Origin of the sequence: Psychrobacter sp. FME6, assembly GCF_014861365.1 — a bacterium.
Classification (GTDB): domain Bacteria; phylum Pseudomonadota; class Gammaproteobacteria; order Pseudomonadales; family Moraxellaceae; genus Psychrobacter.
The window spans coordinates 1-14,078 of the sequence record NZ_RRYW01000078.1 but is presented as its reverse complement, the minus strand read 5'-3'; the positions used below and the strand labels follow the sequence as shown (position 1 = coordinate 14,078).

General features: G+C 41.8%; 14 protein-coding genes and 2 pseudogenes. 7 read left to right on the top strand and 9 right to left on the bottom strand.

All coding sequences use genetic code 11. The annotated features are described in order from the left end of the window. Nucleotides 1–89, top strand: a pseudogene (locus EI162_RS10875) (IS5/IS1182 family transposase); the annotation flags it as partial. A gap of 14 nt (nt 90–103) precedes the next feature. Here the strand turns inward: EI162_RS10875 and EI162_RS10870 are convergent. Beyond that, on the bottom strand, nt 104–661 hold the full coding sequence (locus EI162_RS10870; RefSeq protein WP_192524377.1) for a superoxide dismutase family protein: 558 nt from the start codon (nt 659–661) through the stop codon (nt 104–106). A 295-nt stretch (nt 662–956) separates the two neighbouring features. Between EI162_RS10870 and EI162_RS10865 the strand changes: the two genes are divergently transcribed. Further along, on the top strand, nt 957–1,379 hold the full coding sequence (locus EI162_RS10865; protein ID WP_192524376.1) for a hypothetical protein: 423 nt from the start codon (nt 957–959) through the stop codon (nt 1,377–1,379). A gap of 65 nt (nt 1,380–1,444) precedes the next feature. On the opposite strand, the gene EI162_RS10860 is transcribed toward EI162_RS10865, so the two are convergent. The 3 genes from EI162_RS10860 to lon all read right to left on the bottom strand — a co-directional run bounded on the left by EI162_RS10860 (nt 1,445) and on the right by lon (nt 6,273). Beyond that, complete coding sequence (locus EI162_RS10860) at nt 1,445–2,584, bottom strand: hypothetical protein (RefSeq protein WP_192524375.1); 1,140 nt, start codon at nt 2,582–2,584, stop codon at nt 1,445–1,447. Nucleotides 2,585–2,639: 55 nt separating this feature from the next. Then, a complete protein-coding gene (locus tag EI162_RS10855; protein ID WP_192524374.1) occupies nt 2,640–3,689 on the bottom strand; it encodes an META domain-containing protein in 1,050 nt (349 codons plus the stop codon). A 151-nt stretch (nt 3,690–3,840) separates the two neighbouring features. Next, complete coding sequence (lon, locus tag EI162_RS10850) at nt 3,841–6,273, bottom strand: endopeptidase La (RefSeq protein ID WP_192524379.1); 2,433 nt, start codon at nt 6,271–6,273, stop codon at nt 3,841–3,843. Nucleotides 6,274–6,769: 496 nt separating this feature from the next. Here lon and EI162_RS10845 point away from each other — a divergent pair, with 496 nt between their 5' ends. Beyond that, entirely contained in the window at nt 6,770–8,131 is a 1,362-nt protein-coding gene (locus tag EI162_RS10845) for a Na+/H+ antiporter family protein (protein ID WP_192524373.1), read from the top strand. A gap of 74 nt (nt 8,132–8,205) precedes the next feature. On the opposite strand, the gene EI162_RS10840 is transcribed toward EI162_RS10845, so the two are convergent. The 4 genes from EI162_RS10840 to EI162_RS10825 form a co-directional block, all read right to left on the bottom strand. Then, nucleotides 8,206–8,610 carry a type II toxin-antitoxin system HicB family antitoxin gene (locus EI162_RS10840; protein ID WP_192524372.1) on the bottom strand — a complete coding sequence of 135 codons (405 nt, stop codon included), beginning with the start codon at nt 8,608–8,610 and terminating at the stop codon, nt 8,206–8,208. 100 nt (nt 8,611–8,710) lie between these two features. Further along, nucleotides 8,711–8,896 carry a type II toxin-antitoxin system HicA family toxin gene (locus tag EI162_RS10835; protein ID WP_101211988.1) on the bottom strand — a complete coding sequence of 62 codons (186 nt, stop codon included), beginning with the start codon at nt 8,894–8,896 and terminating at the stop codon, nt 8,711–8,713. A 108-nt stretch (nt 8,897–9,004) separates the two neighbouring features. Continuing rightward, entirely contained in the window at nt 9,005–9,247 is a 243-nt protein-coding gene (locus EI162_RS10830) for a hypothetical protein (RefSeq protein ID WP_192524371.1), read from the bottom strand. Beyond that, complete coding sequence (locus tag EI162_RS10825; protein ID WP_192524370.1) at nt 9,247–9,885, bottom strand: 5-formyltetrahydrofolate cyclo-ligase; 639 nt, start codon at nt 9,883–9,885, stop codon at nt 9,247–9,249. Before EI162_RS10825 ends, EI162_RS10830 begins: the two co-directional genes overlap by 1 nt. A 210-nt stretch (nt 9,886–10,095) precedes the next feature. Between EI162_RS10825 and fumC the strand changes: the two genes are divergently transcribed. The 4 genes and pseudogenes from fumC to EI162_RS10805 all read left to right on the top strand — a co-directional run. After that, nucleotides 10,096–11,499: a class II fumarate hydratase gene (fumC, locus tag EI162_RS10820; protein WP_192524369.1), complete on the top strand. Its 1,404-nt coding sequence runs from the start codon at nt 10,096–10,098 to the stop codon at nt 11,497–11,499. A 292-nt stretch (nt 11,500–11,791) separates the two neighbouring features. Continuing rightward, nucleotides 11,792–12,070, top strand: coding sequence for a type II toxin-antitoxin system RelE/ParE family toxin (locus EI162_RS10815; protein WP_192524368.1), 279 nt, complete (start codon nt 11,792–11,794; stop codon nt 12,068–12,070). A gap of 33 nt (nt 12,071–12,103) precedes the next feature. Then, nucleotides 12,104–12,403, top strand: a complete 300-nt coding sequence (locus EI162_RS10810; RefSeq protein ID WP_192524367.1) for a HigA family addiction module antitoxin — start codon at nt 12,104–12,106, stop codon at nt 12,401–12,403. Then, nucleotides 12,381–12,560: pseudogene (locus EI162_RS10805) on the top strand (class II fumarate hydratase); the annotation flags it as partial. The gene EI162_RS10810 and the pseudogene EI162_RS10805, both read left to right, overlap by 23 nt. 225 nt (nt 12,561–12,785) lie before the next feature. On the opposite strand, the gene EI162_RS10800 reads toward EI162_RS10805, so the two are convergent. Continuing rightward, nucleotides 12,786–13,652, bottom strand: a complete 867-nt coding sequence (locus EI162_RS10800) for a DMT family transporter (RefSeq protein WP_225736972.1) — start codon at nt 13,650–13,652, stop codon at nt 12,786–12,788. Between the last annotated feature and the right edge of the window lie 426 nt (nt 13,653–14,078).

Below are 14,078 nucleotides of genomic sequence, written 5' to 3'. Positions count from 1 at the left end.
GGGCAGTTGCCACCAGATTTGATAAGCTCAAGCAGAGTTATGAGAATACGGTCGCACTCGCTTGCGCTTATATCTGGCTGAAATTATGAATGTTCAACACGCCCTAGCTTTTTTTAATGATACCACAAGCGACGCGATCGCCTGAATCACCTGCTGGCTGGCTGGTATAGTCATCAACGCCGCCATGAACGATAAAGGCTAGGCGGTTGACACTATATTTACCACCTTCAGCGGCAGAGATTTTTTTATTCACATAGTTGATCGTAGCCACGCCATCGTCGTTGGCGGTTAGGTTAGGCAGATCACCAGCATGGCCATCCATGTCATCTGGGTTAGAATGAGGATTGTTGTCTGGGTTGAAATGACCACCTGCCGCTTTACCCATAGCATCGCAGCTGCCCGTTTCATGGATATGTAGTGATACAGTCTTACCCGGCTGCAAATTCATGAGCTTACCGTAAACTTGTACACCGCCATCAACTGGACGTAGAAAAACTTGACCCACTTCACTTTTTTTGCCATCGACCGCATTAATGGTTGATTTTAATGTGGGTTGGTTAAGTGGATTTCCTGTTTGCATTTGGCCCTCTACTGTCTGACAGCCAGTCATCGCTAACGCTGAACCACATAATAAAGCACTTGCAAGCATTGTCTTATTCATTATTATCTCCATTTGTATTTAGAATTTAACGAGTTTTCTTAATCTCGCCACTAGTATAGCTAAGCTGTATCGCTAGATATTCATTAAAAGCGCAACAAAGCGTTAATATATGTAAGTCCTATATAAAACATATAATTAGATGAGCTTAACATTTGCTTAAGTTAACATAACGCGATGATAAGATAAGATGACGAAATAAAACGATGAATCGGTGAGCGGTAATGCAAAATAGCAGTGGTAAGAGATATCAGTTTCTATAATTAGAATTTTAATAATAATTTATGTGAGGTTTTATATGAGTACATTGACTAAGTTAGTAGGAAGCACAGTATTAGTTTTAGGTATGATGAGCGCGGGGACCATGACGGCGCAAGCCGCATCACAAACAGGCGATTTGCACTATAATGCCGATTGCGGTGTCAAAGAGCTGCGCATGGCAAAGGGCAGCTATGATGTCAATCGTGCCGGTGCTATTAAAGGCGATAAATTCTGTGAATATCAGTTTTATGCCAAAAAAGGTCAAAAAGTAAGCGCGACAATCGTCGGTAGCAACGACTTATATCCTGTACTTTATGGCACCAATTCGCCAGATATTAGTACTGAGACGGTGGCATTGGATAAGACAGGCGAGCATACTATTCGTGTGTTACAACCACGCAATCAAGCTCGCGAAGGCAATACACCAAAGCCATATTATATGACGGTGACGATTAAGTAATGGTTAGTTTTTAATAAAAAAAGCCAAGCGTTTGATGCTTGGCTTTTTTGTGTCTTAAAATAAGATTAACGAGTAACCGTCTTTTGATTTTTCCAAATCAATATTTCACCTGTATCGAGCTTTTGGGTGAGTAGATAATAGGGCAGGCTTGGATTATCAGTATTGGTATTTGGGAGCCGTTGTAAGGCTAATTGACTTTTACTTAGTTGTTCAAGCTCACGGATTTTATCTTCGGCAGCTTCACGTTTCGGGCCACAGCCCATCATAGATTGTGCCCCTGAGCCGATTAATAGCATGTTATCAGCAGTCAAAATGTATGGTCCACCAACGCCATTACAGTCTGAGCCAAACCCCACTTGATGCTCCTCATTGTATACGGGATAACCAAAATAGGCGCTGACGGGAAAGCCTGGACGACTAATCTCAATAATGGCTTTATTATCACTATCGACCGCGCTAACGAGTCGCCATTGATAGGTTTTTAACAGCTCATAATTAATTGGAAGCCCAGATGTTGGCTGTGGTGTTTTAGGCGTACCTGCAAAGATAAACTGCTTATCTTGGGCATTCAATGCCAATTCATAAGGGATTGGTTTTTTCGAAGTAATTTTATTTAGGAAAGATGACGACTGTTTTGGCGTTGAAATGAGTTTAAGGTTAAAACGACCTCGGCCATATTTGGGGAATAGTTGGGTCAAATAATCTGAGATATCGCTTGCCGCCTGCTTATCCTTTATTTTACAGGATGCGGGCGTGGTGGTGGTTACGCCATAAGAGCTATAAGTATAATTATGATAACCGTCGTGATGCAGGCGATAACGCTGGCAGTCGTATTTAAATACTAGATTGCTTGGGCGCACATCAAGCATTAGTGGCGGTATAGTATAGCCTCCAGTATAAGAGTCAGGATCAATATAGGTGACTACATCTTCATTATCTATCCAGCGCACCAGTTTCCAATCAAAGCGATTGAGGCTTTCAACGGGTAGTTCAGGCAACTTCCATGAGCCAATGTATTCATTATCATCACTTTGTGGAAAAGTGATGATTCTTTCATCAGTATCTACTGGTTTTGGTGCTTTAGCGGTTATTGGTATAAAAGTGTTATCGTTTATGGTTTGACAGCCGACTAAGCCTGCCACGCCAAACATGCTTATTAAAGTAAACGTACGAGCTGGTATTAATAAATGGCATGAAAGGGTCATAATGTTTGTCCATTTTTATATTAAATTTATATCCGTATAAATGATTTAGATATCGTTAAGGCGTATCTTTTATTTCGTTCTGCCAAATAAAAGTCTCACCAGTATCTAATTGCTGAGTAAGTAAATAGTTAAGCATTGCTTGAGTAGAGTTTTCAGACGTTGCCGTGTCTTCTTGAAGATTTAGTGTTAATTGGCTAACACTATTTAGCATGGTTCGACTGAGGTTTGATTCAATTTTATTGAGTAAATCACCGCAGCCAATCATAGTCTGAGGACTACTACCTATGAGTAAATTTTGATTAACTGCTAGTGCATAAGTGCCACTTACACCGTTGCATCCTACAGAAAAACCCGCAGTTCGTCTGTGTGAATCAGTGTAGAACCTTGCAATAATAGGCACGTCTGGATTATTAAAATTGCTGATTGGGTCGTTTTGTTTATCAGTCGCACTGATAATTTGCCATTGATAGCGCTCTAATATTTCATTAGTAATAGGCAGTCCTGATGTTTTTTGTTCAGGCTTACGCATTCCAGTAAATATAAGTGTCATATCATTATTTATATTTAATGCCAGTTGTTTTGATGAATTTGGTATAAAAAAATTAGATTTAAGAGTTACTGGCTCAAAATTAAAGTATAAATTTGATCTCGGTGAAAATATGGTCTCTAGGCTTTGTTGGATAGCACCTTTGCTCGCTACGTTACTCTGTGTGTCACAGTCATTAGTAGAGTCCACAAGGTGAGATATTGAGTAGGGGTATGGCGTGGGATAGGCATTCTCAATAAATAATTTGTAACGATGACAACCTTCTTTAAATAATAAACTACTTGGACGAATATCCATAATTAATGGTGGTTTATGCCTGAAAGGTTGGCCTTTATTGTTCATACCAGTCACTTGCGTTAATTGCCAGTCATACTTAGTCAAAGTTTGAAGAAGATAAGGTTGCTGGATAGAGGTTGACCAGTCTTCATTATTTGTGTCGGAATTAACGGCACCAATTTTGTTTGAATGGCTCAGTTTAGTAGACTGACAGCCTACTAAAGCCACTGACGATAATGAGCCTACAAGTAATGATAAAGTAGCCAATCGATTTAAATTCATTTTTATTACCAAATAAACATTTGTCTAAAATATAGCACAAGGTTTTATTTAGATTGTTGCTTATTATTACCAAAAATTATTGCCAAAAAAAGCCGCCTACATTGCTGTAAGCGGCTTTTTAATTGCTAAGGCTAAATTACTGACGGTTTAATTAATTATGCAGTGCTTTGCCTTTGGTTTTATCAACCGTCACTTTAGCAGGCTTAATTGGTGTTGGCATACTGACCAAAGCCACTTTTAATATCTCATCAATCGTCGCGACTGGCTGAATGGTTAAGCCTTCTTTGACGTTATCAGGGATATCAGCCAAGTCACGCTCGTTGGTCGCTGGAATCAACACATGCTTGATGCCGCCGCGATGCGCCGCGAGTAGCTTCTCTTTCAGTCCGCCGATACGTAGGATTTTACCACGCAGAGTAATCTCACCTGTCATGGCGATATCTGGACGAATGGCAATACCAGTCAAAGCAGATACCAGCGCTGTGGTCAGTGCTCCACCAGCCGATGGACCATCTTTCGGCGTCGCACCTTCTGGCATATGCACATGGATATCAGTCGTTTTAAAGGTTTCGTAGTCGATACCTAAGCTGTCACCACGGGCACGAACCACGCTCATAGCGGCACGAATCGATTCTTTCATCACATCACCGAGTGAACCAGTAAAGCTCAGCTCGCCTTTACCTTTCATTGCCACCGCTTCAATAGTCAGTAGCTCACCACCGACTTGTGTCCAAGCAAGACCAGTAATACGACCAATCTCAGGCTCTTCTTCCGCCAGACCATAGTCATACTGATGCACGCCTAGATAATCATCGATGTTTTTGTCATCGACCACAACCAGCTGACGTTCTGCTTTTTTCGGAGCGCGAGCGCCATGACTTTCAACCGAATTACGAACTACTTTACGGCAGATTTTATTGACTTCGCGCTCAAGGTTACGCACACCGGCTTCACGGGTATAGCTACGCACGATGCTATGTAATGCTGCTTCGACAATCTCAATCTCGCCTTCTTTGAGACCGTTATTTTTAATCGATTTTGGCACCAAATACTTCTGGGCAATATTGACCTTTTCTTCTTCGGTATAACCCGGTAGACGAATGACTTCCATACGGTCAAGTAGCGCTGGTGGAATATCCATACTGTTCGCTGTACAGATGAACATCACTTGCGATAAATCTAAGTCCATATCTAAATAATGGTCGTTAAAAGTATCGTTCTGTGACGGATCTAGCACTTCAAGCAACGCTGACGCAGGATCACCACGGAAGTCTTGCGCCATCTTATCAACTTCATCTAGTAAGAATAGCGGGTTTTTGACTTCAACTTTTGCCAATGATTGCACGATTTTACCCGGCATTGCGCCGATATAGGTACGGCGATGACCACGAATTTCGGCTTCATCACGGACGCCGCCCAGTGCCATACGCACAAATTTACGACCAGTAGCCCGCGCAATCGATTCGCCTAATGAGGTTTTACCGACACCAGGAGGGCCGACTAAGCAAAGAATAGGACCACGCAGTTTTTTCACCCGTGATTGTACGGCGAGGTATTCTAAGATGCGGTCTTTCACATCTTGCAAGCCGTAATGATCTTCGTCCAACACGGTTTTGGCTTTGTCTAAATTGATAGAAACTTTGGTCGTCGCATTCCACGGCGTGTCCAAAATCCACTCAATATAATTACGCACCACTGATGATTCTGATGAGGCAGGCGGCATCATTTTGAGCTTTTTTAATTCTTGCTCGGCTTTTTTGCGCACATCTTCTGGCAAATCAGCTTCTTCTAAGCGCTGCTCAAGCTCAGCCACGTCATCTTCACCATCGAACGCACCGTCACTCATATCTGACAGCTCGTTTTTAATGGCCTTCATCTTCTCGTTTAAGAAGTATTCGCGCTGATTGTCTTCCATTTGCAGACGGACGGCATCTTGGATGTCTTGTTCGATATTTTGCTCAGCGCTTTGCTTGACCAAATATTCAGTCAAGGTATTGATGTGGGTTTTGATGTCGTTTTCTTCTAAGAACGACTGTTTCACATCAAGGTCCATCGAGACACGCGTTGAGATAAAGTAGACCAACTCAAGCAAATCATCGATACGCTGCGCCACGCGCGTTAGCTCACGAGCATTACGCAAGCGCGCATCGGCGTAGCTTTCAAATAGGGTGGTTAAGGCTTGAATGGTATTTTTCTGCTGGCTTTCGTCCATGCTGACATCGAGGTCAGCGCGATCAAAGCTGGCCATTAACAACTCGTCGTGATTTTCGATGTTATCAACACGTGCGCGGTACTGACCTTCAATCAATACTTTGATGCAGTTTTCATCGCTGTCGTGCGGCATGGTGCTAACGATACGGCAGACCGTACCGTACTGGTATAAGTTGTCTTGATCAATATCTTCGGTCAGCGAGTCTTTTTGGGCAACGACCAATACTTTATTGCCGTACTCGGCTTGTGCCAATTCAACGGCTTTTACCGATGGTGCACGACCGACAAATAAAGCAATTTGCATGTGCGGATAGACCACGACATCTCGCAACGCTAGTAGCGGCAGATAGTTTTCAGAGCCGTCATCTTTAATAGCATTGTCATCTGCAGCATCATCGTCTGAAATACTGCTATTTTCGCTATCATTTTTTTCAGTGTTGTCAACGTTATCAGTATCAGACGTCGCATCTAGCTCTTTTTCTAATGCATTATCATCAGCAACGCTAGATGAAACGTCGACATCGATGTCGATATTGTCTTGGGCAATTTTATGTTCACTCATATATTCTTTCCTCGTTCACCAGACTTGTAAAGTCAAGTTAGTGTCTCATGTTTAGATAAATGGTGCTGCTATACAAAATTGCAAGGCTTATTCGCTAACAGTAAAGGTAATATTGTGGGTTTATTTGCGCGTTCGGTTATGTCTGCTAGGTTCTACGCGTGGGATTTCTGTACAAAATCAGGTAAACTGACGCGCATCTTAACCGCTACGCACGTATAACGGCTGTGTGGATTAACAGACTGCGGCGAAAAAATAGGTCAATAAAAGGTCGAGAGTGGGCCACAAAACAGAGAGCAAGGGGCAAAAAATGACCATCAATGCGGTGCTACTGGCAGTCGTCATCATGCTAGGGCTGTCTTTGGCGCGGGTACACGTGGTACTCAGCTTGTTAATCGGTGCGCTGGCAGGTGGACTCATCGCTGGTCTTGGTGTGACCGATACTTTGAACGCCTTTCAAGAAGGTATCCGTAATGGAGCACAAATTGCGCTGTCTTATGCGTTACTTGGGGCTTTTGCGGTGGCCATTGCGCATTCTGGCTTGCCGCAATCTCTGGCAGGTGCAGTGATTAAACGTATTGATGCTGGCGGCACCAGTGGCATGATTAAATATATGCTGTTTGCAGGCCTCGTTATGATGAGCTGCTTTAGCCAAAATTTAATTCCCATACATATCGCCTTTATTCCTCTATTAGTGCCGCCTTTACTATTGGCATTTAACCGGATGCAGATTGATAGACGTTTGATTGCGTGTCTGATTACTTTTGGACTGGTCACCACTTATATGTTTATTCCTTATGGATTTGGTGATATTTATCTCAATCAAATCATGCTAAAAAATGTTGGCGAAGCGGGCATTGATGTGGCAAATATCTCCGTCACCAAAGCGATGGCGATTCCAGCACTGGGCATGTTTGTAGGTTTACTGGTTGCCGTATTTATCAGCTATCGTAAACCGCGCCAGTATGCCCAATTAACCATTGATAAAGACGCTCGCGATGCGGTCGTAGAAGGTGATGCATTAAGCAAAACAGCGGCAGATGCACAAACACAAAGTAAGCTTAAAACACTGGTGGCGATTGCTGCGATTGTGACAGCCTTTGTAGTGCAGCTTTATACTGATTCGCTATTGCTTGGCTCGATGTTTGGTTTTGGGGTGTTTATGGCGACGGGCGTGGTCAAGTGGCGTGATGCCGATACGGTGTTTAATGACGGTATCAAGCTGATGGCGATGATTGGCTTTATTATGATTACCGCGCAGGGCTTTGCCGAAGTGATGAAAGCGACTGGTGAAATCGCACCGCTGATTGATGGGGCGACGAACTTGTTTGCGGGTAATAAGGCCATTGCTGCTTTAGTGATGTTAAGCATAGGTTTAGTCGTTACGATGGGTATTGGTTCATCGTTCTCAACCATTCCAATTATTGCCGCTATTTACGTGCCGCTATGTATCTCGTTAGGCTTTTCACCACTAGCTACGGTTGCGATTATTGGTACGGCTGGCGCGCTTGGTGATGCAGGTTCTCCAGCATCAGATTCGACGCTTGGACCCACTTCTGGTCTCAACGTTGACGGTCAACATGACCATATCAAGGACAGCGTGGTACCGACATTCTTGCATTACAACATTCCACTATTGGTATTTGGTTGGATTGCGGCGATGGTGTTGTAGGTTGTGTTTTATAGAACTATACTCCATAAAAAAAGCTACCGAATAGGTAGCTTTTTTATTTCAAATCGATAATTTCATACTAAAGCTTTTTGTACTGCTTTTGCTAAAAACCCAGAGCGAGTTTCGTGGTTTTTTTCAGCATAACTGTCAACACGCTGTAATAAATATTCAGGCCAACTAACATTAAAGCGTACTTGCTTAGTTGAAAACTTGCTTTCATCAATATTTACAATAGCCCAAGCCAAAGCATCTTGAAAATCTGCATTCATTCTTAATGTTTCTATATCACTAGTATGAAAGTCAAAACTCATTCCTTTATCTACCATATATTCGATATGATCGTAAATTAAGGACTGCGCTTCTTGCACTGTGTCATCGATGGTATCTCCTAAAGGGAAACAGCCGTCAATATCAGGAACAATAGCTGCATAGTTGTCCATGCCTTCGTCTTTGAATATAGCGATGGGATAATTTAACATATAACCCCCTATGAATATTATCTTATTAATAAATTTAAATAGGATAGAGAAAGTTTTTATGAAGAGTAAAAACCAACCTTTGTTAAAAGGTTGGAGTTGCTTAAAGTTTCAAACCAGAAATACGTCTTGCTTGAGCCAATTGATGCCGAGACACATCTTTTTCAGGATGACTGATTGAAATAATGCTATCAACGCCTTCCTTTCTCAAAATATGATGACTTCCTTTAACTCTATCAACTATCCAACCATCCTCTTTAAGCAACTTGATTAGTTCACCACTTTTCATGGATTCTCCTCAAGGATACTAATTGGATGTGTGTATTATTACACATAATTTATAATTAATGCTATATTTCTGTGTGTAGAAGTGTGTATTGAATATTAAAGAAGATCGTTAATCTTCAAAACCCTCAATCTCAACACCCAAACTGCGCAAAAACTCATCACTTTGCACCAATAGCTCATTTAAGCGCGTTTCATTGATAACCCGTGCCAACTCATCAGAATTAAACTCTTGCTCTTGACTATAATATAGCTGCTCACGTTCTCCCTCTTTATTAGCTAACGTTTGCAGATAATCGGCAACGCTATCTGCGCTAGATTTATCGTCACTATTACTTTTAGAGTTATCTTTCATCAAAACCACCGTATCCCACTAGGGGTAATCAAACCATCTAATGGCACATCCCACGGTTGAAGCGCCAACTGTTCCACCACTTGAAAATCATAACTCCAGCCAATTTTTAACGGCTTTTTTGCCCTTGATTGATAGCTTTTAGCAAGCGTCGTATCATAAAACCCACCACCCATACCCATGCGATTGCCATTACTATCAACCGCTGTCAATGGACAGATAATGACATCTAATTCTGCCGCCCATAGCAACCGGCGATGATGGTTTTGTTTCATACCTAAGCTATGGATACGTGTCGGGACGTTGATTAATTTGTTGTGATAAATAGGCACAAAGCGCAAGCGTTTATCATCATTACGACCGAGCGAGCCAACCACTGGCAGATACGGCTGATAATTTAAGCGAGTTATCCAGTCTAGTAGTGGTTGAGTCGGTAGCTCGCCAAAACCATCATAATACAAGCCAATACGAGCGTTGGCTGGCAGGCGCTGTTGCAGCTTGATTAAATGCAAGCTGGCAGAATGGGCAAGCTGCCTGCGTTCACTTTCGCTTAACTGACGGCGCTGGCGAGTAAAATGTCGTCTTGGCGGATTGCTTGTTTTTAATGCATTTTTCTCAGTATTATTTATGTCAGGATGCATAAGTAGAGTATCCAGTAACGTAGGGAATTGATGGTGGCTGGCGCTTTTAGATAGCGGTAGTGGCTATTTGTCAATATTCAACACGGCCTAGTCATGCTATCATAACGCCACTTTATATCGTGTTTTTCTTTATGTGTAACCGCTGTTGTATTTTATGCTCAAGCATTTATCAACAAACCATTTATCAACAAACCATCGAAGAGGGTAGTTATGTCGACACAGAATCAGGCAACTCGTACCGAAAAAGATACCATGGGCAACGTGGAAGTCCCAGCTGATGCATATTGGGGTGCACAAACCCAGCGTAGCCGCGAGAACTTCAAGATTGGTGGTGAAACCTTGCCGCGACCGATGATTGAAGCGATGGCACTGGTCAAAAAAGCCGCTGCGATTACCAATGCTGGCCTTGAGCGTATCGAAGGTGATAAACGCGATTTAATCGTTCAAGCCGCTGATGAAATCATCGACGGTGGTCTAACGGATCAGTTTCCATTGGTTGTCTGGCAGACCGGTTCTGGCACCCAGTCAAACATGAACATGAACGAAGTATTGGCCAATCGTGCCAACGAAATCGCTGGTAATGAGCGCGGCAGCTACACGCCGATTCACCCAAACGACCACGTCAACCATGCTCAATCTACTAACGACAGCTTCCCAACCGCAATTCGTGTGGCGGCAGCGCGTGAAATTAATGGCTTATTGATTCCAGCGGTAAAAGCATTGCGCGATACACTAGATGCTAAAGCCAAAGAGTTTGATAGCATTGTTAAAATCGGTCGTACGCATCTGCAAGACGCCACGCCTTTGACATTAGGTCAAGAGTTCAGTGGTTATGTCAGCCAACTTGACCACTCGCTAACGCGTATCGATAACGCGCTACAAGGCCTGTATGAATTGCCACTAGGTGGAACGGCAGTTGGTACAGGTCTAAACGCCCATCCTGATTATGCGGTAAAAGCCGCTGAGCAATTGGCAACATTGTCTGGTCTGCCTTTTGTGACCTCACCGAATAAATTTGAAGCACTAGCCGCTCGTGATGCCGAAGTATTTGCTTCTGGTGCCTTAAAAACCCTAGCAGGTAGCTTAAATAAAATCGCTAACGACGTACGTTGGTTGGCATCAGGTCCTCGTTGTGGTTTGGGTGAGTTGACGATTCCTGAAAATGAGCCAGGCTCTTCTATCATGCCAGGTAAAGTAAACCCAACCCAGTCAGAAGCGATGACCATGGTTGTGGCGCAAGTGATGGGTAACGATGTCACTATCAGTATGGCTGGCGCGTCAGGTAACTTTGAGCTAAACGTCTATAAGCCAGTGATCGCCTTTAACTTATTGCAATCTATCAAGCTACTTGGTGATGCGTGCAATAGTTTTAACGACAATTGTGCGGCTGGTATCGAGCCAGTGAAAGATAAAATCGATGACTTCTTGCATAACTCACTGATGCTAGTGACTGCATTGAACCGTCATGTTGGTTATGAAAATGCGGCGAAAATCGCTAAGACTGCTTATAAAGAAAACAAAACCTTGAAGCAAGTAGCGGTTGAATTAGAGCTATTAACAGAAGCGCAGTTTGATGAGTGGGTAACGCCAGCTGATATGGTACATCCTTCTTAATATCAATCTATAAGTCTGATTTGTATTCCTTATAACTCAAGCTTTTAAAGTTGATACTTTGACTTAATAAAAGACCTTGTCATCTAATGTGGCAAGGTCTTTTCTATTATGATAACTTAAGCCAGAGCGGCCCATACAGCAACGCCAACGTATAAATATCTAATTGGTGTGTAAAATGAGGTTTTCTATGATTCAGGTTTTACCATTGATATATATCGCTTATCGATATACAATATAAAAATATATTAATTTTCTACAAACTAATAATAAATATAAAGGTGTTGAGATTTGTATGATCGTTAATTTTAAATGTAGTGACACCCAAACTCTTTTTTCTACTGGAAAGACAAAGCGATGGTCTGCAATAAAAAATGTTGCAGAACGTAAGTTACTACTGTTAGACAATGCAACTGTGCTTGAAGATTTAAGAGCACCACCGGGCAATCGATTAGAAGCTTTGCATGGCGATAGAGAAGGTCAGCACAGTATACGAATTAATGCTCAATGGAGATTATGCTTTGTTTGGACAGAGCAGGGTGCTACAGATATAGAAATTATCGATTATCATTAATCTAGCTGAACAATAAGAGAGGGAGAGAAACTCATGATTAAGAATGGTATGCGCCCAATTCATCCTGGTGAAGTATTAAGAGAAGATTTTCTTGAGCCGCTCGATATGAGCGCCACTGCGCTTGCAAACCAGCTGGGCGTTACGCCTGCGCGTGTTAATGAGATCGTACGTGAGAAGCGAGGCGTTACCGCAGACACAGCATTGCGCTTAGCCAAGTATTTTGGTGGTAATGCTCAGTTCTGGCTAAATCTACAATCCACTTATGAATTACGTTTAGTTGAATCTGATGACTTACACTTTTTAGATAAGATTGAGCCTATTGAGTATGCTTAATACCCGTGTTGTGGCTACGAGAAAGGTAGCAAAAATCGCTAAGACGGCTTATAAAGAAAACAAAACCTTGAAGCAAGTTGCGGTTGAGTTAGAGCTGTTAACTGAAGCGCAGTTTGATGAGTGGGTAACGCCTGCAGATATGGTGCATCCTTCTTAATATCAATCTAAAAACCTGATTAGCATTGTTATACAAGCTGAGCCTACAATTAGTAGTGCTTGCGTTTGTCTTCCTTACAACTCAAGTTTTTAAAGTTGATACTTTGACTTAATAAAAGACCTTGTCATCTAATGTGGCGAGGTCTTTTTTTGTTCTTTCGATTCTTAGAGGACGTTAAACTGATTAAATATACTTAAGTTCGCTATCGGGCAATACTGTCTTTATCTATTGTCTTACTTTATCTGTATTCTTAGAGTATATATTTAATGAATTACCAGCCATTATCAGTATTATACCGATGACTAAGGCCACGCTAAAACTTTCAGAATATAACAGCACACCAATGATTGAGATTAGCGGTAATCTAAACATATCCATGGTTACAACGAATGTGACCTCTGCATGTTGCATGGCTTTGGTCATACAATAATGTGCTGATAGGGCTGTCACTCCTATAATTATAAGCCATAGCCACTGAATATCTAACGGCGTTGTCCAGCCTTCTATAAATAAAAGTAATCCTAAAGGCGCTTGAAGCAGACACATCATAAAAATGATGGTTATTGGGCTTTCGCTATTAGATAATGATTTTGTGGAAACATGAGAAAAGGCATAGCAAATAGCTGCACCCAGAACGATTAGTGACGCATAGTTGGCGCCCTCTGTATTAGGTTGTACGATGACTATTACCCCTAGAATACCTAATAGTACGGCAGCAACTTTTTTGACAGTTATAGATTCTTTTAAGAAAAGATACGATATAATTATCGTCCAAAAAGGGACAGTGAATTCAATAGCAAAAACGGTCGCTAAGGGCAGTAGCCCTATGCCTAAGAACCAACCGTATTGTCCTGCAAAATGAAATAGATTTCTTACTACATGTAATTTGAGACGTTTGGGAAATAAAAAATGATCCTTCTTTGAAAAAGAGTTTGATAACAATATTATAGGCAATAATACCAATAACCCTACAATACTTCGAAAAAATAATATCTGAAAGATACCAATTTGACCGTTTAGCTCACGAGCACCAACAGCCATTAAACAAAATGAGATGAGCGCTCCAATCATCCATAGTGTGGAGTGGAACATAATGAGGCAGTCCTCTTTTATATGACACCAAGTTTGGCACCTATGTTATAGGTAAATATTTTATATTATTGAATTGATATAACAAAAAAGCCAAGTACGAGTAGGGTGCGTCCCACGCACCAGTTTCAAGAAATAGCGATACTATAGTTAAAATACTTTAAAAACGCTACGATACTGCGGGTATAGTTTTTTTGCAGCCTCTGTCTGCGTAGGCACAGCAAGCAAGAAAAAACGGTACCTGCAGTACGTGATGTAGCGATATTACTTCTCACTGACTATATCGATGCGCTGGGCGCACCCTACATTTAAAGCTATTGATGAAAAAATACCTTACCGTGTTTATCGCGGCAAGGTATTTTTTTATATAAACTCTTAGATTAACATACCAAGTGCAACGCTAATTGATATTATAGAACACCTGATTAG